Origin of the sequence: Pontimicrobium sp. SW4, assembly GCF_039954625.1 — a bacterium.
In the GTDB taxonomy this organism is placed as follows: Bacteria; Bacteroidota; Bacteroidia; order Flavobacteriales; family Flavobacteriaceae; genus Pontimicrobium.
In genome coordinates, this window is the sequence record NZ_CP157199.1 from 258,031 (window position 1) to 282,590 (window position 24,560).

At 32.6% G+C, this 24,560-nt stretch carries 17 protein-coding genes; 7 read left to right on the forward strand and 10 right to left on the reverse strand.

The window, feature by feature from the left end; all coding sequences use genetic code 11:
- Window positions 1–13: 13 nt before the first annotated feature.
- From ABGB03_RS01225 to ABGB03_RS01260, 8 genes are all read right to left on the reverse strand, one after another.
- Window positions 14–3,466 (reverse strand): pyruvate carboxylase, encoded by a 3,453-nt coding sequence (locus ABGB03_RS01225; RefSeq protein ID WP_347924153.1) that lies wholly within the window; start codon window positions 3,464–3,466, stop codon window positions 14–16.
- Window positions 3,467–3,580: 114 nt separating this feature from the next.
- The gene (locus ABGB03_RS01230) at window positions 3,581–4,366 is read right to left on the reverse strand and encodes a glycosyltransferase family 2 protein (RefSeq protein ID WP_347924155.1); all 786 of its coding nucleotides are present in this window, start codon (window positions 4,364–4,366) and stop codon (window positions 3,581–3,583) included.
- Window positions 4,359–5,132, reverse strand: coding sequence for a DUF547 domain-containing protein (locus ABGB03_RS01235; protein WP_347924157.1), 774 nt, complete (start codon window positions 5,130–5,132; stop codon window positions 4,359–4,361). The genes ABGB03_RS01230 and ABGB03_RS01235 overlap by 8 nt, the downstream gene beginning before the upstream one ends.
- Before the next feature lie 22 nt (window positions 5,133–5,154).
- Complete coding sequence (arsM, locus tag ABGB03_RS01240; protein WP_347924158.1) at window positions 5,155–6,126, reverse strand: arsenosugar biosynthesis arsenite methyltransferase ArsM; 972 nt, start codon at window positions 6,124–6,126, stop codon at window positions 5,155–5,157.
- Between the two features lie 2 nt (window positions 6,127–6,128).
- Window positions 6,129–6,941: a purine-nucleoside phosphorylase gene (locus tag ABGB03_RS01245; RefSeq protein ID WP_347924160.1), complete on the reverse strand. Its 813-nt coding sequence runs from the start codon at window positions 6,939–6,941 to the stop codon at window positions 6,129–6,131.
- Window positions 6,938–7,540, reverse strand: a complete 603-nt coding sequence (locus ABGB03_RS01250) for a TIGR04282 family arsenosugar biosynthesis glycosyltransferase (protein WP_347924162.1) — start codon at window positions 7,538–7,540, stop codon at window positions 6,938–6,940. Before ABGB03_RS01250 ends, ABGB03_RS01245 begins: the two co-directional genes overlap by 4 nt.
- Window positions 7,541–7,543: 3 nt before the next feature.
- A complete protein-coding gene (arsS, locus tag ABGB03_RS01255) occupies window positions 7,544–8,608 on the reverse strand; it encodes an arsenosugar biosynthesis radical SAM (seleno)protein ArsS (protein WP_347924163.1) in 1,065 nt (354 codons plus the stop codon).
- Between the two features lie 8 nt (window positions 8,609–8,616).
- On the reverse strand, window positions 8,617–8,952 hold the full coding sequence (locus ABGB03_RS01260; protein ID WP_347924165.1) for an arsenosugar biosynthesis-associated peroxidase-like protein: 336 nt from the start codon (window positions 8,950–8,952) through the stop codon (window positions 8,617–8,619).
- Between the two features lie 187 nt (window positions 8,953–9,139).
- On the opposite strand from ABGB03_RS01260, the gene ABGB03_RS01265 reads away from it, so the two are divergent.
- The 4 genes from ABGB03_RS01265 to trxB all read left to right on the forward strand — a co-directional run bounded on the left by ABGB03_RS01265 (window position 9,140) and on the right by trxB (window position 17,047).
- Window positions 9,140–11,956: an insulinase family protein gene (locus tag ABGB03_RS01265; RefSeq protein WP_347924167.1), complete on the forward strand. Its 2,817-nt coding sequence runs from the start codon at window positions 9,140–9,142 to the stop codon at window positions 11,954–11,956.
- Window positions 11,957–12,014: 58 nt separating this feature from the next.
- Window positions 12,015–14,549 (forward strand): cytochrome c biogenesis protein CcdA, encoded by a 2,535-nt coding sequence (locus ABGB03_RS01270; RefSeq protein ID WP_347924169.1) that lies wholly within the window; start codon window positions 12,015–12,017, stop codon window positions 14,547–14,549.
- A 63-nt stretch (window positions 14,550–14,612) separates the two neighbouring features.
- Window positions 14,613–16,085 carry an aminotransferase class V-fold PLP-dependent enzyme gene (locus ABGB03_RS01275; protein WP_347924171.1) on the forward strand — a complete coding sequence of 491 codons (1,473 nt, stop codon included), beginning with the start codon at window positions 14,613–14,615 and terminating at the stop codon, window positions 16,083–16,085.
- Between the two features lie 14 nt (window positions 16,086–16,099).
- Window positions 16,100–17,047: a thioredoxin-disulfide reductase gene (trxB, locus tag ABGB03_RS01280; protein ID WP_347924172.1), complete on the forward strand. Its 948-nt coding sequence runs from the start codon at window positions 16,100–16,102 to the stop codon at window positions 17,045–17,047.
- Window positions 17,048–17,165: 118 nt separating this feature from the next.
- On the opposite strand, the gene ABGB03_RS01285 is transcribed toward trxB, so the two are convergent.
- Complete coding sequence (locus tag ABGB03_RS01285; RefSeq protein WP_347924173.1) at window positions 17,166–18,509, reverse strand: HAMP domain-containing sensor histidine kinase; 1,344 nt, start codon at window positions 18,507–18,509, stop codon at window positions 17,166–17,168.
- The gene (locus ABGB03_RS01290) at window positions 18,499–19,848 is read right to left on the reverse strand and encodes a sigma-54 dependent transcriptional regulator (protein WP_347924175.1); all 1,350 of its coding nucleotides are present in this window, start codon (window positions 19,846–19,848) and stop codon (window positions 18,499–18,501) included. The genes ABGB03_RS01285 and ABGB03_RS01290 overlap by 11 nt, the downstream gene beginning before the upstream one ends.
- Window positions 19,849–20,055: 207 nt before the next feature.
- On the opposite strand from ABGB03_RS01290, the gene ABGB03_RS01295 reads away from it, so the two are divergent.
- The 3 genes from ABGB03_RS01295 (at window position 20,056) to ABGB03_RS01305 (ending at window position 24,553) form a co-directional block, all read left to right on the forward strand.
- Window positions 20,056–21,306 (forward strand): efflux RND transporter periplasmic adaptor subunit, encoded by a 1,251-nt coding sequence (locus ABGB03_RS01295; RefSeq protein ID WP_347924176.1) that lies wholly within the window; start codon window positions 20,056–20,058, stop codon window positions 21,304–21,306.
- Window positions 21,307–21,329: 23 nt separating this feature from the next.
- Entirely contained in the window at window positions 21,330–22,007 is a 678-nt protein-coding gene (locus ABGB03_RS01300) for an ABC transporter ATP-binding protein (RefSeq protein WP_347924177.1), read from the forward strand.
- Between the two features lie 140 nt (window positions 22,008–22,147).
- Window positions 22,148–24,553: an ABC transporter permease gene (locus ABGB03_RS01305; RefSeq protein WP_347924178.1), complete on the forward strand. Its 2,406-nt coding sequence runs from the start codon at window positions 22,148–22,150 to the stop codon at window positions 24,551–24,553.
- The last annotated feature ends 7 nt before the right edge of the window (window positions 24,554–24,560 follow it).

Here is a 24,560-nt window from a genome sequence, read left to right on the forward strand (position 1 = left end):
TTTTTAGATATTTCTAATCTAGAATAAGAACTAAATCTTCAGAATTTACCATTACTCCAGATTTTAAAACTAATTGCTTTATTGTAGCTTCATCTATAGCTGTAATAGTGGTTTCCATTTTCATGGCCTCAATTACAAATAAAGGTTGATTTTTAGCAACTTTTTCACCTTTCTTCACTAAAATTGTAGACAACATACCTTGTAAAGGCGCTCCAATTTCTTTTGGGTTATTTTTATCAGCTTTAATGTGTTCAACTTTATCAACTTTAATTGATTCGTCTTTTATTTGTACACTTCTACCTTGCCCATTTACTTTAAAATATACGGTAACCAGACCATCTTTATTTGGTCTTCCAACAGATTCTAAAGTAATTAGTAGTGTTTTTCCTTTATCTAATTCTACAGTAATTTCTTCACCTCTTTCCATTCCGTAAAAGAAATTTTTAGTAGGAAGGTTCATTAAATTATCATATTTTAAGTGGTTATTAAAAGCATCGGTGAATACTTTTGGATAGAGTCTGTATGATAGGAAATCGGTAATGTCTATAGGTCGTCCTAATCCACTTTCAAATACTTTTTTAAAGTATTTATATTCTTCTTCAAAATCAATAGGTTCAATATGTGCATTTGGCCTATCAGTATATGGTTCTTCGTCTTTTAAAATTAATTTTTGAAGATCTTTTGGAAAACCACCAACAGGTTGTCCTAAATCGCCTTTAAAGAAGCTTACTACAGATTGTGGGAACGAAATAGTATCACCACGTTCTAAAACATCTCGAATAGTTAAATTATTACTTACTAAATATTGCGCCATATCTCCAACAACTTTTGAACTAGGCGTTACTTTTACAATATCTCCAAAAAGTAAGTTCACATCACCATACATTTTGGTTATTTCATGAAAACGATCTTCTAAGCCTAAAGCTTGGGCTTGTGGTTTTAGATTTGAATATTGACCACCAGGTATTTCATGTTTAAAAACCTCTCCCGAACCAGCTTTTAAACCAGATTCGAAAGGATAGTAGTATTCTCTTACGGTTTCCCAATAGTTGGAATATTCATTTAAAGAATCAATATTCATATTGCTTTCTCTATCACGGAATTTAAGCATTTCTACAACCGAATTAAAATTTGGCTGAGAGGTTAATCCAGATAAACCACCAAGAGCCACATCGACAACATCTACGCCAGCTTCAATAGCTTTTAAATAGGTAGCAGATTGAATTGAAGAAGTATCATGTGTATGTAAATGAATAGGAATGTTTATTTCTTGCTTTAATGCGGATACTAACTCGAAAGCAGCATAAGGTTTTAGTAAACCAGCCATATCTTTAATAGCTAAAATATGTGCACCTGCATTTTCAATATCTTTTGCAAGTGACGTGTAGTACCTAAGATTGTATTTTGTGTTTTCTGGATTTAAAATATCTCCTGTGTAACATATAGAGCCTTCAGCTAAACCTTGAGTTTTGTTTCTAACATGCTCTATACAAGGTGCAATGGATTTCATCCAGTTAAGCGAGTCGAAAATTCTAAAAATATCTACACCTTTTTCCCAAGATTGTTCTACAAATTTTTCAATTAGATTGTCGGAATAGGCAGTGTAACCAACTCCATTAGAGCCTCTAATTAACATTTGAAGCAATACGTTTGGCATCGCTTTACGTAGTAATAGAAGACGTTCCCATGGATTTTCTTGTAAAAAACGCATGCAAACATCAAAGGTTGCTCCACCCCAAACTTCCATACTAAAGATGTCTGGATTGTTTTTTGCATAACCTTCAGCAACTTTTAGCATGTCAAAAGTTCGCATTCTGGTGGCTAATAAACTCTGATGAGCATCTCGCATTGTGGTATCAGTAAAATGAACTTTCTTTTCATTTTTTAACCATTGAGAGAATTTATCTGGACCTAATTTGGTCAATAAATCTTTTGTTCCTTCTGGATAGGTTGCATTTGCATCAAACTTTGGAACAATGGGCTTTACAAATGTTTTTGTAGTGTCTATTTTTTTAACATCAGGATTGCCGTTAACAATAACATTTCCTAAATATGTTACTAACTTTGTAGCTCTGTTTCTAGGAGCTTTAAAAACAAATAAATCTGGATTTTGCTTGATAAAATTTACGGTGACTTCTCCTTTCCTAAAAGTTTCGTGTTTTAAAATATTATCAAGAAAGGGCATATTAGTTTTAACGCCTCTAATTCTAAACTCAGCTAAAGCACGACGCACTTTACGACAAGCACCATCTAAGGTTCTACTGTTTGCAGTAACTTTTACTAGCATAGAATCAAAAAACGGGGATATAACAGCTCCTTGATATACACTACCAGCATCTAGTCTAATTCCAAAACCAGAAGCACTTCTATATGTTGTAATTTCACCGTAATCTGGTTTAAAATCATTCTGCGGATCTTCAGTAGTAATACGACATTGTAATGCATAACCAGTAACTTTTATTGCTTCTTGATTAGTGATTTTTATTTGTTGATCTGACAATTTATAACCACCAGCAATAAACAATTGTGTTTTTACTAAATCTATATTGGTAACTACCTCGGTAACGGTATGCTCTACTTGAATACGTGGATTTACTTCTATAAAATAAATAGAGCCATCATCATCAACTAAAAATTCGACTGTACCAATATTATTGTAGTTTACTGCTTTACATATTTTAATAGCATACTCGTAAAGTGCATCTTTTGTATCTTGTTTTAAGTCGAAAGAAGGGGCAAATTCAATCACTTTTTGATAACGTCGTTGTACGGAACAATCGCGCTCAAATAAATGTACTGTACTGCCGTAATTATCGGCAACAATTTGTATTTCAATATGCTTTGGGTTTTCAACAAATTTTTCAAGAAAAACGGTATCATCTCCAAAAGCATTTAAGGCTTCACGTTTACTTTCGGTATAAGCATTTTTTAATTCATCAGGCTTTCTTATAACACGCATACCACGTCCACCACCACCAGAGGCAGCTTTAAGCATAATTGGATAGCCGATTTTTTTTGCTTCACTTAAGGCTATTTCAATACTGTTTATAGGTTTTTCATTACTTCTAATAATAGGAATATTGTTGGCGACTGCAACTTGTTTTGCAGTAATTTTATCACCTAAAGCTTTTAAAACAGATACTTTAGGACCTATGAAAATAATGTCATTGTCTTTGCATTTTTGAGCAAATTCAGCATTTTCAGAAAGAAAACCATAACCAGGATGAATAGCGTCTACATTATTTTTTAGTGCTACTGCTATAATAGCATCAATGTTTAAATAGGGCTTTAAAGGCTCATTATCTTTTCCAATTTGGTATGATTCATCAGCTTTATATCTATGTAATGAATAGCGATCTTCAAAAGTATATACACCAACTGTTTTGACATTAATTTCGGTACAAGCTCTAAAAATTCTGATAGCAATTTCTCCTCTATTAGCGACAAGTACTTTTTTAATTTTCATGTTTTTTTTGAATTAGTGATTTACTTTTTTGCAAAAGTATTAAATGTTAGGGTATTAAATAGTTTTGTATTGTAGGAAATTTCAAAAAAGCAGAAATTGTAAATTATATAACAATCATTTTATTTTTTTCGAGTAGTAAATGTGTAGTTCTTCTGCTGAAGCACCAAACCATTTTTTTATATAAATCATCCAAAAGTGGTATTGTATTTTCCAAATACCATACTTTTCATAACGACGCGCCGAGGTAATTAGTTTTTTATTAATGACTGTAAATTGCTTTCGTTTATAAAGCTCATTAATTAAAATGTTGTCTTCATAAATAATATAGTTTTCATCAAAACCACCAATCTCATCAAATAGCGTTTTAGTAATAAACTGACTTTGGTCACCACCTCTACAAGCTCTCCAACGAAATTGGGTAAGCCAACTAGCTAAGCGTAACCACCAATGGTTATGGTCGAACTGCAATCTAAAACAACCAGAACGATTTCCTTTTACAACTTCGTTAATGATATGTTGATCAAAATCTTTTGGAGGAAATGAATCGGCATGTAAGAAATATAGAATGTTTCCTGTAGTAATTTTAGAGCCTGTATTCATTTGTTTGGCTCTGCCTTTTTGAGAGTTTAACAATATAATGTTAGGTCGAGTGTTTTCGCTTTGCGGAAAAGTATCGAGACCTTTTTGGTTTACTTCTCGATAAAATTCTTCACTTCGTTCAGAATTACTCGAAGTGATAAAAGGTAAAACTATGTTTTGTGAACCATCAGTACTTCCACCATCAACAACGATAATTTCTGCTATATTTTGCTTTGAAGAATTTTTAATTAGGTGATTAAGCAGTTTTTCAATGGTTTCTGCTTCATTAAGAATAGGAATAATGATTGAAATTTTAGTCATTCAAAGCCCAATTGTAATCTTTGTATCGCTTTTTTGTGTTTGGCGAAATGTTTATGTCCGTATATAGGTTTAAGAAATCAATCAAGCTTCCATTTTTGGTAAAGTCTTTTGAGAACCAATCGAAAATTTTTGAAATTTTAATGCTGTTTTCTGAAATTTCATTTCGGTTTGTATCAGCTAAAAATTCTTTGGTTGCTGTGGTTAATTGCTTTTCTAAACCCTCAGCAGTAAAGGCTTTATTTTGTAACTTCGGACAAGAATAAGACGCACACACAATTGCGAAATGAATACGAGGTTCATTCATTTTGCGTAAAATATCGTGTTCTATTTCGTCTAAATTATAATTTAAATTAGCTGGTTTCCATAAGCGTTGCTTCCATGGATTTTTAATGTCTTTGATGCTTTTTATTGGATAATTTCTAATGATTAAATCTACAGTTAAGGCGTTGTAAGCGTTAATCCAAAAGGCTAATTTTTCTTCTTTAGAAATAGTTTTAAAGATATCATTGGAATGGAATAATCCTAAAACTTTTATGTATCCTAATAATTTTTTATGTTCAGTCTTAAACGATTTATAATTGACATTTCCATCATCCGAAACGTGTTTTTGTAATAACTCATCCCATAATAAATGAATCGGACCGGTTCGTTTTGATAGTTCTTGATGAAATTGATTTCCTCTCTCTGATGTGTTCTGAGCTATACCTTTATAGAAAAAACTAGAAGATATAATCGTAACAAACACTAGAAAAAATAATCGTCTCATTAATAGTTATATTAAATACTAATTAGCAACAACCTCCACCATCATAATGGTAAGTTGATTCGCTAATAAAAATATCATCACGATTTAGTGAAGCCAAGGCTCCTGCCGTTTTATCACAAATAGCTAAGGGTTGATTTTTTAATAAAATATGTCCAGCATTATCATCAATAAAATCATCATCACCAAAATAAATTGCTGCTTTTCCAGTAAACATGCAAGGTCCATCGCTTGGCATTGGATCTTTTATAGCAGCAACTTCAATCGATTCAATATAAATTAATTCATCAGTCGCATAATGCTTTGGGTCTAAAATTCGGTAAGGTTTTCTAGCGCGAATTTCAATGGTTCCAAAACCAGCATCAGTTAGCATTTTTACATACTCTGCAATCGGTAAACTACCACTTAGGCATAAGGCTCGAAGTCTGTCATCATTTCGTAAATCATCATTCATAGGTTGTTCGCAAGTTGGATCACTCATGACTAAACGTCCATGAGGTTTTAGTACTCGATACATTTCGGCAATGGCTTTTTTTAAATCATCAGCTTTAAAAATATTAAACAGACAATTTTGCGCAGCCACATCGATGCTGTTATCTTCAACTGGAAGATGCATTGCGTCACCTTTTTTTAGCTCCACAAAGTCACTTTTAAACCAAGGATTTAAGGCTTCAGCTTCCACAAAGTTTTTGCGAGAAGCTTCTAACATTTCGTCAACAACATCAACACCAATCACACCACCTTTTGTTCTATTGAAATATGAAAACTGGAGTAATTCCATACCTCCACCAACACCAACATAGAGCATTTTAGGGTTGTTGGTCAAATCTCGAGCATGAACTGTACTTCCACAACCATAATTCATTTCCTGCATGATGCGTGGAATTTTTAAACCTGGTAATTCCCAAATAGGATTTGTGGTACAACATAAGCCTACATCTGGAGTTAATGCTGCTTCTTTATATACATCGTGAGTAGTGTCAAGGTAGTTGCTCATAACTATAAGGTCTTAATAAGTTCTTTAAATAAAGTAATCATTTCTGGTTCGGCTTTATTAGCCATAGCAATGATTTCTTCAATATTTACTGGTTTTAGATTATCTGGGTCGCATTCATCTGTTAAAACTGACACAGCAGCTGCTTTTAATTTTAAATGATTAGCCACAATGATTTCTGGAACAGTACTCATTCCTACAGCATCTGCACCAATTATTTTAAGCATTCTGTATTCTGCTCTGGTTTCCAACTGAGGTCCAACCATTGATGCATACACACCTTTATGAAGCTTGATGTTGTGGTTTTTTGCAATGGATTCAATCTTTTTATTGATTTCTAAATCATAAGGTGCACTCATATCGGCAAAACGTTCTCCTAATTGTGAAACACCTTTAAATGCCAAAGGAGAACTGCCTTGTAAGTTGATGTGGTCATCAATGAGCATTAATTCTCCTTTTTTGAAATTCAAATTGATTGCACCAGAAGCGTTTGAAACTAATAAGGTGTGAATCCCCAATTTTTCCATAATGCGAACAGGATACGTTACATCTTGAAGCGAGTAACCTTCATAAACATGAAAACGTCCCTGCATAATCACGACCTTTTTACCTTCCAAAATACCATAAATCAATTTTCCTTTATGAAATTCAACAGTGGCAGTTGGGAAGTAAGGTATGTGGTTATAACTTGCTTCTTTTAAGACTTCAACTTCATCAATTAATTGTCCTAAACCAGTGCCTAGAATGATGCCTATTTCTGGTTTTTCGAATCCTTTTTCTATTAAGTATTCGGTTGTTTTTTCTATTTGTTTGATCATTTAGAAATGAGTTTTAAAAATTTTGGATATCCTTGAAGATCCTCAAAGGTATCAATATCATTTAGAGTTTCAATGAGTGAAACTTCAATTTTTTTCTGTTTTAATTCTGCTAAAGTTTCATCTAATAAGGTTGTGGTACTCCATGCTTTGTTTTGAAAAATGCAATTATAAAATTTAGACATTCCAACAAGATAATAGCCTCCATCTTCAGCTGGACCGAAAACAACGTCATTCTGCAATAATGACCTAAAACCTTCATGAATAATAGTTTCGGTAATATTTGGCAAATCTGACCCAATAAGTACAATTTCGGCATAACCATCATCAAACCCATCTTGAAATGCATTGCTCATTCGCTCTCCTAAATTGGCTCCTTTTTGGACTGCTTTATAATCATTTGGCCATTTTTCATGAATAATTGCATCTGAAAAATAGATGCGTTTATCAACATTAATGGTAGAAGTCGCGTTTTCTGTAACCTCAACTAAGGCTTTATAAATTGTGAAAGCATTTTCATTACCAACAGTTTTAGCCAAACGTGTCTTGACCTTTCCAAGTTTGATATTTTTAACAAAAATGACGAGTAATTTTTTTGACATATTTTAAGCTACAGTACCTTGGCAACTGCTTCCAGCTCCTGCAGTACAGCCATAACAATGTTGAGAGATTATAATGTTTCTGTCGTTTAGTAAATCTTCATTATAATCACTTATATGTTTTACTTTGCTTGCAACCTTTAAATCTAACATTTGATTAAAATCGCAATCGTATAACCATCCATCCCAACTAACAGAAATCGTATTGGTACACATCACGTTTGCAACAGCTGCTGGATTGTAAGCATCAACTAAGGCATACATATAATCTTCATAATTTTCTGAAGCAATTAAATAGTCTAAAAACCTTGAAATAGGTAAATTGGTTATGGCAAATAAATTATGAAACTGAATATTGAAATCTTCTAACAAAGCTTTTTTGAAATCCTTTTCCATCGAAGCTTGATCACTTGGTAAAAAAGCACCTGAAGGATTATAAACTAAATCTAATTTCAAGTCACTATTCGGCATCCCATAGCCAATTGCATTTAAGTCTTGCAAGGCTTTTATTGATTGATTAAAAACGCCTTCACCACGCTGTTTGTCTGTTTTTCCGCGTGTCCAATGAGGCATCGAACTCACCACATGAACATTGTGTTTTTTGAAGAATTCGGGTAAATCGTAATACTTTTTATTGGCTCTAATAATGGTTAAGTTAGAACGAACAATAAAATCTTTTATACCAGCTTTTGAAGCTTCCTCAACAAACCACCTAAAATTAGGATTCATTTCTGGAGCTCCTCCAGTTAAGTCCAATGTATGTGATCCAGTATTTTTAATCACCTCCAAGCATTGCTGCATAGTTTCAAGCGTCATAATTTCTTTACGATCTGGACCAGCATCTACATGGCAATGCTCACAAACTTGGTTACACATATAGCCAACATTAATTTGAAGAATTTCAAGTTTCTTAGGTCTTAATGGGAACTGTCCAATTTCAGCAATTTTGTCTTTAAATTTTGGTAGTTCACCAGTTTTAAAAATCCCATTAGATAGAATTTCTAGCTGCCTATTGCTATTGGCTAATTCGCTTTCGCGTTTATGTAAAGATTGTGTTTTGAGTTTTGTCATAAGTTGTTTTATCCATCTAGTTTATTCACTTTGTTCATCATTTGAACACCATGAACTAGAGCAGCTCCACTTTTAATAGCAGCTCCAACATGAACAGCTTCCATCATTTCTTCTTTAGTTATGCCACGTTGCAAACCATCTTTTGAATAAGCATCGATGCAGTATGGACATTTTTCAGTATGTGATACAGCCAATGCAATTAGTGATTTTTCACGAGCAGTTAAAGCTCCTTCTTTGAAAACTGAATTGTAATAATCGAAAAATTTGGTCCCAAGTTCTTCACTCCATTCGGTAATATTCCCAAATTTTCTAAGATCTGCTGGGTCGTAATATGTTTTAGACATTTATATAAATTTAAGTCGTTTTCATTAGTTCGAAAAATATACAAAAGATTACACTTATGCTATTAAAAGATTCTTAATTAAAAGCACAAAAACGCCTATTGTTTTTAATTTAAAATCAATTTAACATTGAAACCTTAAAGAAAAGTAATTAAATTGCAACTTATATAATTATTTGAATAATATGAAAATGAGAAGCACCCAAAAAATTAAAAATTTATTACTAAATCTATGCCTTGTAGTGTTAGGTTTTACTGTGTCTGCACAAAATTTAAACCAACCACTACCTGTAGATCAAAGTATTAAAAAGGGAGTCTTGCCAAACGGTATGACTTATTATTTGCACAGTACAGATGTTACAAAAGATGTGGCAAGCTATTATATAATTCAAAATGTTGGATCTGTTTTAGAAAATGACGACCAACAAGGATTGGCTCACTTTTTAGAACATATGGCATTTAACGGCACTGAGAACTTTGAAGGAAAAGGCATTTTAAATACTCTTGAAAAGGAAGGTATTGTATTTGGAAAAGATATTAATGCGTATACATCTTTTGATGAAACAGTGTATAATATTGATAATGTGCCAACAACACCTGAGTTAATAGAAACAGGATTGTTAATTCTTCGTGATTGGTCTAATTATTTGTCGTTAACAGACGAAGAGATTGATGCAGAAAGAGGCGTGATTAAAGAAGAATGGCGAACACGCCAAAGTGGGCAAATGCGAATTTTGCAACAATCTATCGAGACGATGTTTGGTGGTTCAAAATATGCAAAACGCATTCCAATAGGAGATATGGACGTTATTGAGAATTTTGAGTATAAAGCACTTCGTGATTTTTATCACGATTGGTATCGAACAGATTTACAAGCAATAGCCATAGTAGGTGATTTTGATGTTGATGAGATGGAGAAAAAAATAATAGAAAAATTCTCATCAATTCCAGCGGTTGAAAATGGACCTGAACGTGTTGTAGTTAAAATTGAGGACAACGAAAAACTTATGTATGATATAGCTATGGATAAGGAAGTGTCTACAGCTAATATTTCATTTGGTATTCGACATGATAAATCCTTAAAAGACGAAACAATTGTTGATTTAGCTCAAGGTCTTATTGATAATATAATTTCAAGTATTTTAAGCACACGTTTTCAAGAAATCTCGCAAACTCCAGATGCACCTTTTATGGCAGTTGGGGCTGGTTTTGGAGATATGACTAGAGTGCACAATGCCTTTAATGTTCGTGTTTTTCCTAAACCTGACATGCAGCAAGAAGCATTTAAATTAGCTATGGCTGAAATTAATAGAGCAGTTAAGTTTGGATTTACTAATGCTGAAATCACTAGAGTTAAAGCACAATTATCTAATAGTTACGAAAACCAGATAGCAAAACGTAATGATCGTCCACATGGACAAATAATACGGTCTATCCAAAAAAATTATCTTGAGAATGCACATTTAACAGATATCGAAAAGGAATATGAGATTGTAAAGGTGTTGTTTAATGTAATAACTCAAGACCATTTGTTAAAGAGAATGCAAGGTATATATACTCAAAAAAATAGAAGTATCGTTGTAACAGGTGTAGAAGGGAAAAACAATTTAACAGAAGAACAGGCAATTCAAATCTTAAATGAGGTTGAAAACGATGAGACTCTAAAACCTTATGAAGAGGAGGAGGAAGTAAAATCATTAATGACAGGAGTTAATCTAGTTCCTGGAAAAATTGTAAGTGAAAAAACAAATGAAACTCTAGGGTTTACAACTTTTGCCTTAAGTAATGGGATTAATGTACATTACAAGTTTGCAGATAAAAATAAAAACGATGTAAAACTAGAAGCCATAAGTGATGGTGGAAAATCGTTATTAAAAGTTGATGAATTGCCATCAGCTGAAATAGTTGGTAATGTAGCACAGCTATCTGGGCTTGGTGAATTTTCAATGACAGACTTGCCTAAAGTTCTAGCTGGAAAAACAGCAAATACATTTTTTAGCATTGGAGAAACCACAGAAGCTATAATTGGATCATCTTCAACAAAAGATGTTGAAACGATGTTGCAAATGGTTAATTTACGCTTTATAAAGCCACGTTTTGATGAAACCAGTTATAGTATATTAATGCAAAACGTTGATAATTTTTTAACAAGAAAAAGTAAAGATTTAAATTCTAAAATGTCCGATAGTGTAACTACAACACTCTATGGTAATAACCATCCGACAAAACGTATTTTTAATAAAGCATTTGTTGAAGATATGAGTTTTGAAAAATCGAAAGCGGTTTACAATAGCCGATTCAATAATGCTGCCGATTTTACATTTTTTATTGTTGGTGACGTTGCAAAAGACGATTTAAAACCATTATTGGCTAACTATATTGCTAGTATTCCAACTACAAATCTTAAAGAAAATTGGAAAAACAATGCTGTAGAATGGTCTGCTAAAAACGTAGATAAAGATATTTATTTACCAATGGAAGATCCAAAAAGCTCTGTTCGTATTGCTTATAAAAAAGAAATGCCTCATACTTTAAAAGATGAAATTTTAATGGAGGCATTTGGGAAAATATTACAGTTGCGTTACACCGAAGCTTTAAGAGAAGACGAAGGAGGTACATATGGAGCTAGCAGTTCTGGTTTTATGGTAAAAGAACCAAGGTCTTTGGCTTATTTATCAGTGTCTTTTGATTGTAATCCAGATCTTGTTGAAAAATTAATAGCAATCGTTCATAAAGAAATTGAAACGATTAAAAATGGTACTGTTATACAAGACGATTTGGATAAAATAACAACTAATATTTTAAAAGAAAGAGAAGATAGTAAGAGCTTTAATGCTTACGAAATGACCTCAATAAAGAATTTGATATTAGAAGGTTATAACATGAATGCACCTGGAAACTTCGAAAATATTGTTAAATCAATCACAAAGAAAGATATTCAGGATATGGCAAAAAGATTGTTAGATGACCATAAATCGTTTGAAATTGTATTTAAACCAGAGCAGTAGTATAATGTTAAGTTAAAATAAATAGGGTTTTAGATACATTTATTCTAAAACGCTATTTTTGAATTTGTTTAAAACCATCATGATGAGGCATATCATTGTAATTATTGCTTTTCTATTTAGCACTTTGCTCCCTGCTCAAATTTTAGAGCCTGTAAAGTGGGAGTTTCAAACAGAAAAACTATCTGAAGATGAGTATCAGTTAAAATTCATCGCTTTTGTAGATGATAATTGGGCTATTTATTCCCAAGATATTCCTGATGATGGTCCAATACCTACAAGCTTTGAGTTTGATAAAAGCGATCTATTTACCTTAATAGGAAATGTTAAGGAAAATGATAAAAATAAGGTAACCAAACACGACCCTGTGTTTAACATGATCTTATCTAAATTTTATAATAAAGCCGAATTTACGCAAGTTGTAAAGTTGTCAAATCCAAATGCTACCATTACTGGAACGCTTAATTTTATGACCTGTGACGATAAGCGTTGCCTGCCTCCAACAGACGTGCCTTTTGAATTTAATATTTCTGATAGTTTGTTGGAACAAGAAGACATTCCTGAGTTTAATTTAGGTAGTTCTCAAATACTAGACCCAGTATCGTGGGAATTTGAAACGAAGAAAGTTAGTGAGGAAGAATACGATATCATTTTTAAGGCCAATATTGATGATAAATGGGCTGTCTATTCGCAATTTGTTGAAGAAGGAGGGCCTTTGCCTACCACATTTAATTTTGAAGAAAGTAACGACTATCAACTAATTGACTCAGTTGTTGAAAGTGATGAAAATAAAGTGACAAAACACGACAAGGTGTTTGACATGGAGGTGTCTAAGTTTTATAACCAAGCCACTTTTACACAACGAATTAAAGTAGTTGGTAATCAATTTGTGATTAATGGTAATGTAGAATATATGACTTGTGATGATGAGCAATGTATTTTTAAACCAGACAATCCGTTTACATTTAATTACTCGAAAAACACAGGTTTAGTTGCTGTTAATGATGATGAAAACTTAGTTGTCAATCCGACTATTGTTAATACGGAAAACACCAACCAGTTACTCTATGGAATGTCTGCAGGTGATATTTCAAAATCTGATATAAATTGTGATATAGAAGGCGCAACAATAACGTCAAATGTAGAAGAAAAAGGAAAATCTCTTTGGAGCATTTTTGGGCTAGGGTTTTTAGGTGGTTTGTTAGCATTGTTAACACCTTGTGTGTTTCCAATGATACCTTTAACGGTAAGTTTTTTTACTAAAAAAAGCGGAGGAAATAATAGCGCAGGCGTGTCAAAAGCATTGCTTTATGGCTTTTTTATTTTTGCAGTTTATGTGGTATTAAGTGTGCCATTTCATTTATTGGATTCGGTAAACCCAGATATTTTAAATGAAATCTCTACAAATGTTGTATTGAACGTTATTTTCTTTATCATTTTTGTCTTTTTCGCCTTTTCATTTTTTGGATATTATGAATTAACATTACCAGCACGTTGGACAAACACAACAACGCAAGGCGAAAATATTGGAGGAGTTTTAGGAATATTCTTCATGGCACTTACTTTAGCCATAGTCTCATTTTCATGTACAGGACCAATTTTAGGCTCATTACTAGCAGGATCATTAACTGCAGATGGTGGTGCGTGGCAACTTACAGCTGGAATGGCTGGTTTTGGAGTGTCCTTAGGACTGCCTTTCGCATTGTTTGCCATGTTTCCAAATATGTTAAATGCATTGCCAAAATCTGGAGGTTGGTTAAACACAACCAAAGTAGTTTTAGGATTTTTAGAATTAGCTTTAGCATTTAAATTTTTATCAAATGCCGATTTAGTGCAACATTGGGGGGTTTTAAAATTTGAAGCCTTCTTAGGTTTATGGATTATTATATTTGCTGGATTAGCATTGTATATTTTTGGAAAAATCAGGTTTCCTCACGATTCACCAATTAGAAAATTATCTTTTTTTAGAATTTCTTCTGGAATTTTAGTAGCTGCTTTTGTTGTGTATTTAGTGTCTGGATTTAGAGTAAATAAAGAAACAGATACGTTTACATCGCTTACTCTACTGAGTGGTTTAACACCACCGGTTGGTTATAGTTTTATAAAGCCTATGGATTGTCCTAATAAATTGGATTGTTTTAAAGATTTAAAAACAGGAATTGAATATGCCAAAAAAGTTAACAAACCTATTATTCTTGATTTTACAGGATATGCTTGTGTCAATTGCAGAAAAATGGAAGAACACGTTTGGCCATTACCTTCAATAGATAAGTATTTAAGAAATGATTATGTGTTAATTTCTTTATATGTTGATGATAAAAAAGAATTGCCAGAAAGCGAACGTATTGAAGTACCAAGAATAAATGGCGGAACTAGAACATTAAAAAACTATGGACATAAATGGGCGCATTTTCAAACACAGTTCTTTCAAACTAATTCGCAACCATATTACGTGTTGTTAAACCCAGATGGTACAAAGATTTTAAATCAACCAGTAGGATATACGCCAAATGAAGAAGAATATGCGAAATTTTTAGAATGCGGACTTAGTGTTTTTAAAGAATCTAATAAAACGGATTTTAGCATAACACCTTAAATATTTAGTTACGTAAAGCAATTCTTTTCACTATTTTTGTACACGCAAAATTTTAAGAAAACAATGTCAACCGAGTTAGAAAAATATTTCCAAACATTTAGAAAAAATATTGTTGGGATTGATGAATCCTTCGAATCGCCTTATGGTAAAAAAGACATTATTTATGCCGATTGGACTGCAAGTGGGCGGTTGTACAGACCTATAGAAGAAAAGATGTTGAATGCTATTGGACCCTATGTGGCTAATACGCATACTGAAACATCAATTACAGGGTCTTCAATGACGCATGCGTATCATGAAGCGCGAAATATTATTAAAAAGCATGTTAATGCATCAACTGATGATATCCTCATTACTGTTGGCTCAGGAATGACAGGCGCAATCAATAAGTTTCAACGCATTTTAGGACTAAAAGTTTCTGAAAACTTAAAGGACTACACCAATATTCCTAGCGATATACGACCTGTGGTTTTTGTGACTCATATGGAGCATCATTCAAATCAAACCTCTTGGTTAGAAACTATTGCTAAAGTTGAAGTAATTCCATGTGATGAAGTTGGCTTGGTGTGCATGAAAAGCTATCAAAAGCTTTTAGACAAGTATAAAGACCACCCAATAAAAATAGCTGCTGTTACGGCATGTTCTAACGTCACAGGAATTAAAACAGATTATCATGCTATTGCGAAACTAATACACCAAAATAATGGTTTATGTTTTGTCGATTTTGCATGTTCGGCACCTTATGTAGAGATAAATATGCATCCTGAAGATGAAGAGGCGTATTTAGATGCTGTCATGTTTTCACCACATAAATTTTTAGGAGGACCTGGAGCTTCGGGAGTTTTAATATTCAACAAGAAATTATATAAAAATTTAGTGCCAGATAATCCAGGAGGAGGAACAGTATCTTATACTAATCCTTGGGGAGATCATGATTATGTTGATGATATCGAATCTCGAGAAGATGGCGGAACTCCAGGGTTTTTACAAGCTATTAAAATAGCTTTGTCTATTAAACTTAAGGAGCAAATGGGTGTTGAAAATATTTTGCAACGAGAGCATGAAATGAATACTATTATTTTAGACAAACTATCTAAAATTGAAAACCTTCAAATTTTAGCGGGACATCATAAAGAGCGTCTAGGAGTATATTCATTTTACATTATAGATGCACATTATAATTTAGTGGTTAAACTCTTAAATGATCGTTATGGTATTCAAACCAGAGGAGGTTGTTCATGTGCAGGAACGTATGGTCATTTTTTGCTAAATGTAGATTTACCAACGTCAAAAGCTATTGAATTGAAGATTTTAGAAGGCTGTTTAATTGAAAGACCAGGTTGGGTGCGAATGTCAATTCATCCAACAATGACAGATAAAGAAGTGCATTTTATTTGTGATGCGATTAAAGATGTAGCAAAAAATTATGAAGCTTGGGGTAAGGATTACGAATATAATGCGATTAAGAACGAATTCGAGCACAATCAAAATTTAGAAATAGAAAAAGAAATAACCAACAATTGGTTTAATGTTTAAAATTGATTAATAAAATGTCAGAGACAATAGAAAAAGTAAAATGCTTAATTATTGGTTCAGGACCTGCAGGTTATACAGCTGCAATTTATGTAGCAAGAGCTAATATGAACCCAGTATTATACCAAGGGACACAACCAGGAGGGCAATTAACAACGACAAATGAAGTTGAGAATTTTCCAGGATATCCAGATGGTGTAACTGGACCTGAAATGATGATTCAATTACAACAACAGGCTGAAAGGTTTGATACAGATGTTAGAGATGGATGGGTTACTAAAGTAGATTTTTCTGGAGATATTCATAAGGTTTGGGTAAATGATACTAAGGAAATTCATTGTGAAACAGTGATTATCTCAACAGGAGCATCTGCAAAATATTTAGGTTTAGAATCTGAGCAAAAATATCTAAAACTAGGTGGAGGTGTATCTGCTTGTGCAGTTTGCGATGGATTTTTCTATCGAGGCCAAGAAGTTGTTATTGTTGGAGCAGGTGATTCGGCTTGTGAAGAAGCTCACTATTTATCAAAGTTATGCACCAAGGTGACTATGTTAGTTAGAAGAGATGAATTTAGAGCATCTAAGATTATGGCTGCTAGAGTTAAGAATACTGAAAATATTGAAATTCTTTTTAATACCGAAACAGATGAAGTATTAGGAGACGGTCAAGTTGTAACTGGTGTTAGAGTTTTTAATAACCAAACAAACGAAAAGCACGATATTCCAGCAACTGGATTTTTTGTAGCTATTGGTCATAAACCGAATACCGATATTTTTAAAGACTATTTAGAGTTAGATGAAACAGGTTATATCATCAATAAGCCTGGAACATCAAAGACAAATATTGATGGTGTATTTGTTAGCGGAGATGCAGCAGATCATGTCTATAGACAAGCAGTAACAGCAGCAGGAACAGGATGTATGGCTGCGTTAGATGCTGAACGTTATTTAGCTGCTAAAGAATAATATATAACTAGTAATTGACTAGAAACTATAAAAAGCCTCAATCTATTATAAATTAAATGGTTGAGGTTTTTTAGTACAACACAATTAGCTTCTAATCTAACAGTTTTTGGATTAATTATTAAAATACTAGACTAAAAACAGAGCCTTCATCTTCAATACTATTGACTAAAATTTTGCCTTTATGTAATAGCATTATTTGCTTGCAAAGACTTAAACCAATTCCACTTCCTGTCATTTTACTTGTAAAAAAAGGAATAAAAATTTGTTCCAATATGTCTTGCGGGATTCCACTACCATTATCAAAAACCTTAATAATAATATCTCTATTCGAATTTTGAGAAGCTTGAACTTTTATTTGGGCATCTTTTTTATTTTTACAAGCATCAACAGCATTTAATATTAAGTTTATTAGAACTTGTTCTATGAGATGTAAATCTATATCAAGTTCTAACTTTGGTGTATTTATATTAAAGTCTATGGCAATGTTTTTTGCCTTTATTGACGGCTCCATTAGTAACTGAATATTCTTGAATAAATCAGCGACTTTCGTTTTTTGAAGATTTAAGTGAGTAACTTTACTTAAACTACGGTATGTTTTTGCGAATTTTAAGAGTCCTTCGCTTCTACTTTTAATAGTTTTTATCCCTGCATTAAGATCTTCAGGTTCAAGTTTATGCTCTTCTGGATTCTCCAAAGTCAACTGTAAATTTCTTTGCAAAGTATCTGCTAAAGATGAAATAGGCGCAATAGAATTCATTATTTCATGAGTCATGACGCTCAATAATTTTTTCCAAGATTCAGACTCATTTTTATTCAATGTATCATTTATATTTTGAATAACTATTAATTTGAAAGCATCATCTTGAACTTGAAAAACCGTATCTGAAATTAAAATTTTTATCTTTTCATTTTGAACTACTATTGAAATAGAGTTAGGTTCTCTATGATAGGTCTCAAAAATAGTTGCATATAACTTGGGTTTCCTGTTTTCTAAAAATCGAATGTTTTTAAAAGAGGGAACATCTAAAGTTTCTCCAAAAGAATTATTGCTCCATAATACATCTCCAGATTCAAGGTTATATGCAATAATACCAATATCAACCATTTCTAAAATCTTTTGCAGATAGACGTATTGTGCTTCGTTTTTAGAATTTATGTCTTTTATGGTTCGGTTTATTTCGTTAAACCCTGTGTATAGAAACCTAATATCACTTGGACCTCTGTCCTCGGGAAACCATCTTGAAAAATCACGATATTTTACTGCTTCAAAAAAGTCATCCATTGCGACAAAACGGCGTTTAACGAATGAATAAATATTGTTAAGCAAATACACTATTGCAAAGCCAGATAAGACAATAAAAGTAACCTTGTTGGTATATATAAAATATGCTAAACTTAGAATTGAAAAAACAAGAAAGAGTATTCTTAAAAAGAGTCTAAAAATGTAGCCTTTATAGTTCATATTTATCTAATCTTCTATATAAAGCTGCTCGTGTTATTCCTAATTCTTTTGCAGATTTTGAAATATTTCCTTTGTGTTTTTCTAGTACTATAAGAATAGCATTTTTCTCGATATCGTCTAAGTTCATGGTACTATCGCTAGTACTAGAATTTATAGGCTGTTCGATTGAAGAAAATACTAAATCTTCAGGTTTTAGAATGTTTCCATCAGTCATAATAACAGCTCTTTCTAAAACATATTGAAGCTCTCTTACATTTCCTGGAAATGGGTGTTTCTTTAATTTTGAAATAAATCCAGAATCTAGAGAAAAGGTATTCTTGTTATATTTTTCAGCGTAAATTTCAATAAAATATTTTGCTAGTATTGTAATATCATTTTTACGATCTTTTAAAGGAGGTACTATAATATCAACTGTATTAATTCTGTAAATTAAATCTTTCCTAAATTTCTTTTCATCTGCTAATGTTTTTGGCTCAATATTAGTGGCGCAAATAAGTCTAATATCTATAGGAATAGATTCATTGGAGCCTAATGGGGTTACTTGCCTGTTTTGTAAAACTGTTAAAAGACGTACCTGTTGGCCTAATGTAATATTACCTATTTCATCCAAAAAAAGTGTGCCACCATTAGCAGCTTCAAAGCGTCCCTTACGATCTTCTCTTGCATCTGTAAAAGCTCCTTTTTTATAGCCAAATAATTCACTTTCGAATAATGAAGAAGATAATGACCCAACATCTACTTTAATAAAGGGCTTGTCTTTTCTGTTAGAATTTTCATGTAAGGCGCGAGCTATTAAATCTTTACCAGTGCCGTTTTCTCCTAATATTAAAACATTGGCATCTGTAGGAGCAACTTTTTTAAGTTTGACAAATACATCTTTCATTGCATCGCTATCACCTATAATCTCTGCGCTAATAGAGTTTAAAGCGGCCTCTTTTTTAGTATTAGATTTTTTAGATTGAAGAATAGATGTTATAATATCTAGAATTTTTTCGTTCTTCCAAGGCTTTACTAAAAAATCAGAGGCACCTTCCTTTAAACCTCTTATGGCTAAGTCAATATCTGCGTAAGCAGTAATTAAAATAACATCAGTTTCAGGTTTTTGATTTTTAATTTTATTTAGCCAAAAAATGCCTTCATTTCCAGTGTTAACTAAACCATTAAAATTCATATCTAAAATTATAACATCGAATTTTTTACTAGCGATTTGTGAATTTATGTTGCTAGGATTTTTTTCGATAACTACTTCTTTAACCAATGGCTTGAGTAAGAGGCGTAATGCCGTTAGCACATCGAGGTCATCATCTATTACTAATATTGTAGCTTCTTTTAGTACCATATAATACAATAATACAATATTATATTCAGCTTGTAAAAATTAGAAAAAGAAAAAAATATAAGCTTAAAAATGTGTCCGTTTACGTGCATGAAGTGTATCAAAAACGGACACTTTAAATTTTAGTCAAAAACATAAAAAGCTGTTTGTGAGTACTTTGTGTTTTTGGCATCATCTTCACTATATACTATTGTAATTAAAAAAACTAAAATGGACGTTCCAATTAAAAAGAAAAAATTTTCAAAATCACGATTAACATTAATTATTGGTGGGTTAGCAATTATAGCCTTAATTGTTTTTGTTATTTCTAGTACTTCAGGCGGTTCTAAATTAAATGTAGAAAAAGAACGTATTTCTATTAATACTGTTACTAACAATGTGTTTCAAGAGAATATTCCAGTGAACGGAATAGTTTTACCTATTAGTACTATTTATCTAGATGCTTTAGAAGGTGGTCGCGTAGAAGAAAAATATGTTGAGGATGGTGCTATATTAAAAAAGGGAGAGCCTATTTTAAGATTGTCTAACACAGATTTAGAATTGACTTTAATCAATCAAGAAACATCAGTTTACAATCTATTAACTCAAATGCAAATTTCGCAAAATGCTGCAAGACAAAATACTATTAATAGACGCAATCAATTTACTGATGTAGAAAATAGTCTTATTGAGGCGAAACGTTTATATGATTTAAATAAACGTCTTTATGAAAAAGATGCTATTGGTCGACAAGATTATGAATCTTCTAAAAATAATTACGACTATCAAAAGCAACGTATGCAGTTGGCAAAACAGGTATTAAGCCAAGACTCTATAGCATCTAAGCAAGAATTTAGTCAGGCACAGAGTTCTTATGCAAGAACTCAAAATGCTTTAGAGTTAATGAGGAAAAAAGTTGGTGATTTAGTTGTTAAAGCTCCAGTAGATGGTCAGCTTACTTCTTTAGATGCAGAGATAGGTCAATCTAAAACTAAAGGAGAGCGTCTAGGGCAAGTGGATGTGCTAAGTGGTTTTAAAGTACGTGTAGATATTGACGAACATTATATTTCAAGAATTTATAATGGGCAAAAGGGAACATTTACATTTAATAATAAACAATATGTTTTAGTCATCAAAAAGGTATTCACTCAAGTTACAAATGGTCGTTTTCAAGTAGACATGCATTTTGAAGGGGATGTGCCAGAAGGCATACGTCGAGGTCAAAATTTACAAATTAGAGTGGCTTTAAGTGCAGAAAAAGAAGCCTTACTAGTTTCTAAAGGAGGATTTTTTCAAAAAACGGGAGGTAACTGGATTTTCAAGGTTAGTGATGACGGAAATTCAGCTTATAAAGTAAATATTAAACTAGGAAGTCAAAATACAGAGTATTACGAAGTTCTCGACGGATTAAATCCTGGTGATAAAGTTATTACATCTAGCTATGACAGCTATGGAGATACAGAAGAATTAATATTAAAATAAGAAATCAATATAACATGAGTGCAATGATACAAATAACCGACTTAGAAAAATTTTATAGAACCGAAGAAGTTCAAACCATAGCTTTAAACAAATTATCTTTTGATGTAAAGCAAGGCGAATTTGTTGCTATTATGGGGCCTTCTGGTTGCGGTAAATCTACTTTGCTAAATATACTTGGACTGTTAGATAATTCCGATGGAGGGAGTTTTAAATTCAATGGTGAAGAAGTTTCAGGATATAACGAACGTAAGCGATCTGAACTAAGAAAGCATAATGTAGGATTCGTTTTTCAAAGCTTTAATCTTATAGACGAGTTAACAGTTTTTGAAAATGTAGAACTTCCATTAATCTATACAGGTGTAAAACCTGCCGAGAGAAAAGTGCAAGTAGAGGCAGTTTTAGAAAAAATGCAAATTATGCACAGACGAAATCATTTTCCGCAGCAATTATCTGGTGGTCAGCAACAACGTGTTGCTGTAGCCCGAGCTGTGGTGAATAATCCTAAATTGATTTTAGCCGATGAGCCAACAGGAAATCTAGATAGTACAAATGGTAATGAGGTTATGGATTTACTTATTGACTTAAATGATGCAGGAACTACAATTATTATGGTAACTCATAGCGAGCATGATGCAAAATACAGTCATCGCATTATACGCATGCTAGACGGTCAAAAAGTAACCGAGAATATTTTAGCTTAAAAGAAGAATACGCATCAATCAATAATCAATCAATCGGGCAATTTCACTTCGGTATAAGAAATAACCAACCAGTAAATCAATTTGTACTGAAGTGTTAAAGCTAATTCAATCAACAAAACGAACAGTAATTCTTATAAATTATGCTTAAAAATTATTTCAAAATAGCGTTTAGAAACTTGTTAAAGAACAAGGTGTATTCATTCATTAATATTTCTGGATTAGCCATTGGTATGGCTGCAACCATGATGATAGGATTGTGGATAATGGATGAGCTTAGTTACGATAATTACTTTGAAAATAAATCTAACATCGCTCAAGTATATGAGTCGTCGTCCAGTAATGGTAATATAGAAACTAGTCCAGCAATTCCAAGACCATTAGAATTTGCTTTACGACAAGATTATAATGACAATTTTAAGCATATTGTTATGGCGTCTTGGACGCAACCTAGATATCTAAGTTTTGGCGAAACCAATATAAACAGATCAGGGAACGCCATGCAAGAAGACGGTCCAGAAATGTTGAACTTAGAAATTGTTGAAGGGATAAGAGATGGGTTAAAAGAAATAAATGCCATTATGCTTTCTCAATCTTCTGCAAAGGCATTATTTGGTTCAGAAACTGCTATTGGTAAAATCGTAAAAGTTAATAATCAAGACGACTTAATTGTCTCTGGAGTTTATAAGGATATACCTGAGAATAATTCGTTTAATGACACGGATTATTTAATCCCATGGAAGTATTATATAACTACTCAACAATGGATAGAAAGAGCTAAAACATCTTGGGGCAATAATTCGTTTCAAATGTTTGTGCAAATTAATGAGAACACAACAATGGAAGCCATTACAGCTAAAATTATTGATGTTAAGAAAAACGCATCACCAGGTGAAGCGGAATTTAATCCTCAAGTTTTCTTATTCCCAATGAAAGACTGGTATTTAAGAGGCGATTTTGAAAACGGTGTTCAGTCTGGTGGGCGCATTGAAAATGTATGGTTATTTGGTATTATTGGTTTGTTTGTACTGTTATTAGCGTGTATTAATTTTGTTAATTTAAGTACAGCACGTTCTGAAAAAAGAGCAACCGAAGTAGGCATACGAAAATCTATAGGATCGCAAAGAGGTCAGCTAATATTTCAGTTTTTAAGCGAATCGTTTTTAATTGTTGTTTTATCATTTGTATTTGCTCTTGGTATTGTACTATTGTTTTTAAATGGCTTTAATAACTTAGCTAGTAAGTCGATTGTTTTTCCATGGGTGAATATTATGTTCTGGCTAATCTCACTTGTTTTTATAATAATTACCTCATTTTTAGCAGGGAGTTATCCAGCATTATATTTATCTTCCTTTAATCCAGTTACCGTTTTAAAAGGAACTTTTAAAGCGGGACGTTATTCGTCGTTACCAAGAAAAGTGCTTGTTGTAACTCAATTTACCGTTTCTATTGCACTAATTATTGGAACCTTAGTAGTCATGAATCAAATTCAACATAGTAAAGATAGACCTGTTGGATATGATAAGGAAGGCTTGATTCAAATCCCAGTGATGAGTTCACAGTTTATAGGGAAGCACGAAACAATGCGGAATCAGTTTATTGCTTCAGGTGGAGCCGTAAAAATGACCACAATGAGTGGTCCAATGACCAGTGTTTGGTCTAATCGAAGTGGCTATACATGGGAAGGTAAAACCGAAGGCTTTCAAGAGGATTTAGCATATACGTCGGTTAATTATGATTTTGTTGAAACCTTAGGTTTAAAGATCCTTGAAGGACGAGGGTTTTCACGAGAATTTGCTACAGATTCTAATGCTGTAATTCTTAATGAAACAGCTGTGAAGTATATGAATTTAACAAATCCAATAGGTAAGTTCATTAAAGATTCAGACATAGATGATCCTAGTCCAGAGCCACCGTTAAGAATTGTTGGTGTTGTTGAAGATATGATAATTCAATCGCCTTATAGTCCAGTAAAACAGGCCATGTATGTTTTTGAAAAATATGGAAATATAGCTTACTATAATTTGAGATTAAATCCAGCAAAAGGAACTAGTGAAAACTTAGAATTAATAGAAAGTACCTTTAAAAAGAACTTTCCTAATACACCTTTTGATTTTCAATTTGTAGACGAAGAATACGGCAGGAAATTTAGAGCTGAAGAACGTATTGCGAGCTTAGCTAAAGTATTTACAGGATTAGCCATATTTATTAGCTGTTTAGGTTTATTCGGATTAGCCGCTTTTGTAGCAGAGCAACGTACAAAAGAAATTGGCGTTCGCAAAATTTTAGGAGCTTCTGTTAGTCAATTATGGATGATTCTTTCAAAGGATTTTATAACACTTGTTGTTATATCGCTTTTAATTGCTTCGCCTATTGCCTATTACGTTATGAGTCAATGGTTGCTCAAGTTTAGTTATCGAACAGATATTTCATTGAGTGTATTCTTAATCGCTAGTTCAGGAGCACTTATAATAACACTTATAACGGTAAGCTTTCAATCTGTTAAAGCAGCAACATCAAACCCAGTAGATTCATTAAGAACAGAGTAATCAATTA

Coding starts and splice junctions, on each gene's coding strand:
- ABGB03_RS01225 (WP_347924153.1), bottom strand. CDS start 3,466: ATGAAAATTAAAAAAGTACTTGTCGCTAATAGAGGAGAAATTGCTATC.
- ABGB03_RS01230 (WP_347924155.1), bottom strand. CDS start 4,366: ATGACTAAAATTTCAATCATTATTCCTATTCTTAATGAAGCAGAAACC.
- ABGB03_RS01235 (WP_347924157.1), bottom strand. CDS start 5,132: ATGAGACGATTATTTTTTCTAGTGTTTGTTACGATTATATCTTCTAGT.
- arsM (WP_347924158.1), bottom strand. CDS start 6,126: ATGAGCAACTACCTTGACACTACTCACGATGTATATAAAGAAGCAGCA.
- ABGB03_RS01245 (WP_347924160.1), bottom strand. CDS start 6,941: ATGATCAAACAAATAGAAAAAACAACCGAATACTTAATAGAAAAAGGA.
- ABGB03_RS01250 (WP_347924162.1), bottom strand. CDS start 7,540: ATGTCAAAAAAATTACTCGTCATTTTTGTTAAAAATATCAAACTTGGA.
- arsS (WP_347924163.1), bottom strand. CDS start 8,608: ATGACAAAACTCAAAACACAATCTTTACATAAACGCGAAAGCGAATTA.
- ABGB03_RS01260 (WP_347924165.1), bottom strand. CDS start 8,952: ATGTCTAAAACATATTACGACCCAGCAGATCTTAGAAAATTTGGGAAT.
- ABGB03_RS01265 (WP_347924167.1), top strand. CDS start 9,140: ATGAGAAGCACCCAAAAAATTAAAAATTTATTACTAAATCTATGCCTT.
- ABGB03_RS01275 (WP_347924171.1), top strand. CDS start 14,613: ATGTCAACCGAGTTAGAAAAATATTTCCAAACATTTAGAAAAAATATT.
- trxB (WP_347924172.1), top strand. CDS start 16,100: ATGTCAGAGACAATAGAAAAAGTAAAATGCTTAATTATTGGTTCAGGA.
- ABGB03_RS01285 (WP_347924173.1), bottom strand. CDS start 18,509: ATGAACTATAAAGGCTACATTTTTAGACTCTTTTTAAGAATACTCTTT.
- ABGB03_RS01290 (WP_347924175.1), bottom strand. CDS start 19,848: ATGGTACTAAAAGAAGCTACAATATTAGTAATAGATGATGACCTCGAT.
- ABGB03_RS01295 (WP_347924176.1), top strand. CDS start 20,056: ATGGACGTTCCAATTAAAAAGAAAAAATTTTCAAAATCACGATTAACA.
- ABGB03_RS01300 (WP_347924177.1), top strand. CDS start 21,330: ATGATACAAATAACCGACTTAGAAAAATTTTATAGAACCGAAGAAGTT.
- ABGB03_RS01305 (WP_347924178.1), top strand. CDS start 22,148: ATGCTTAAAAATTATTTCAAAATAGCGTTTAGAAACTTGTTAAAGAAC.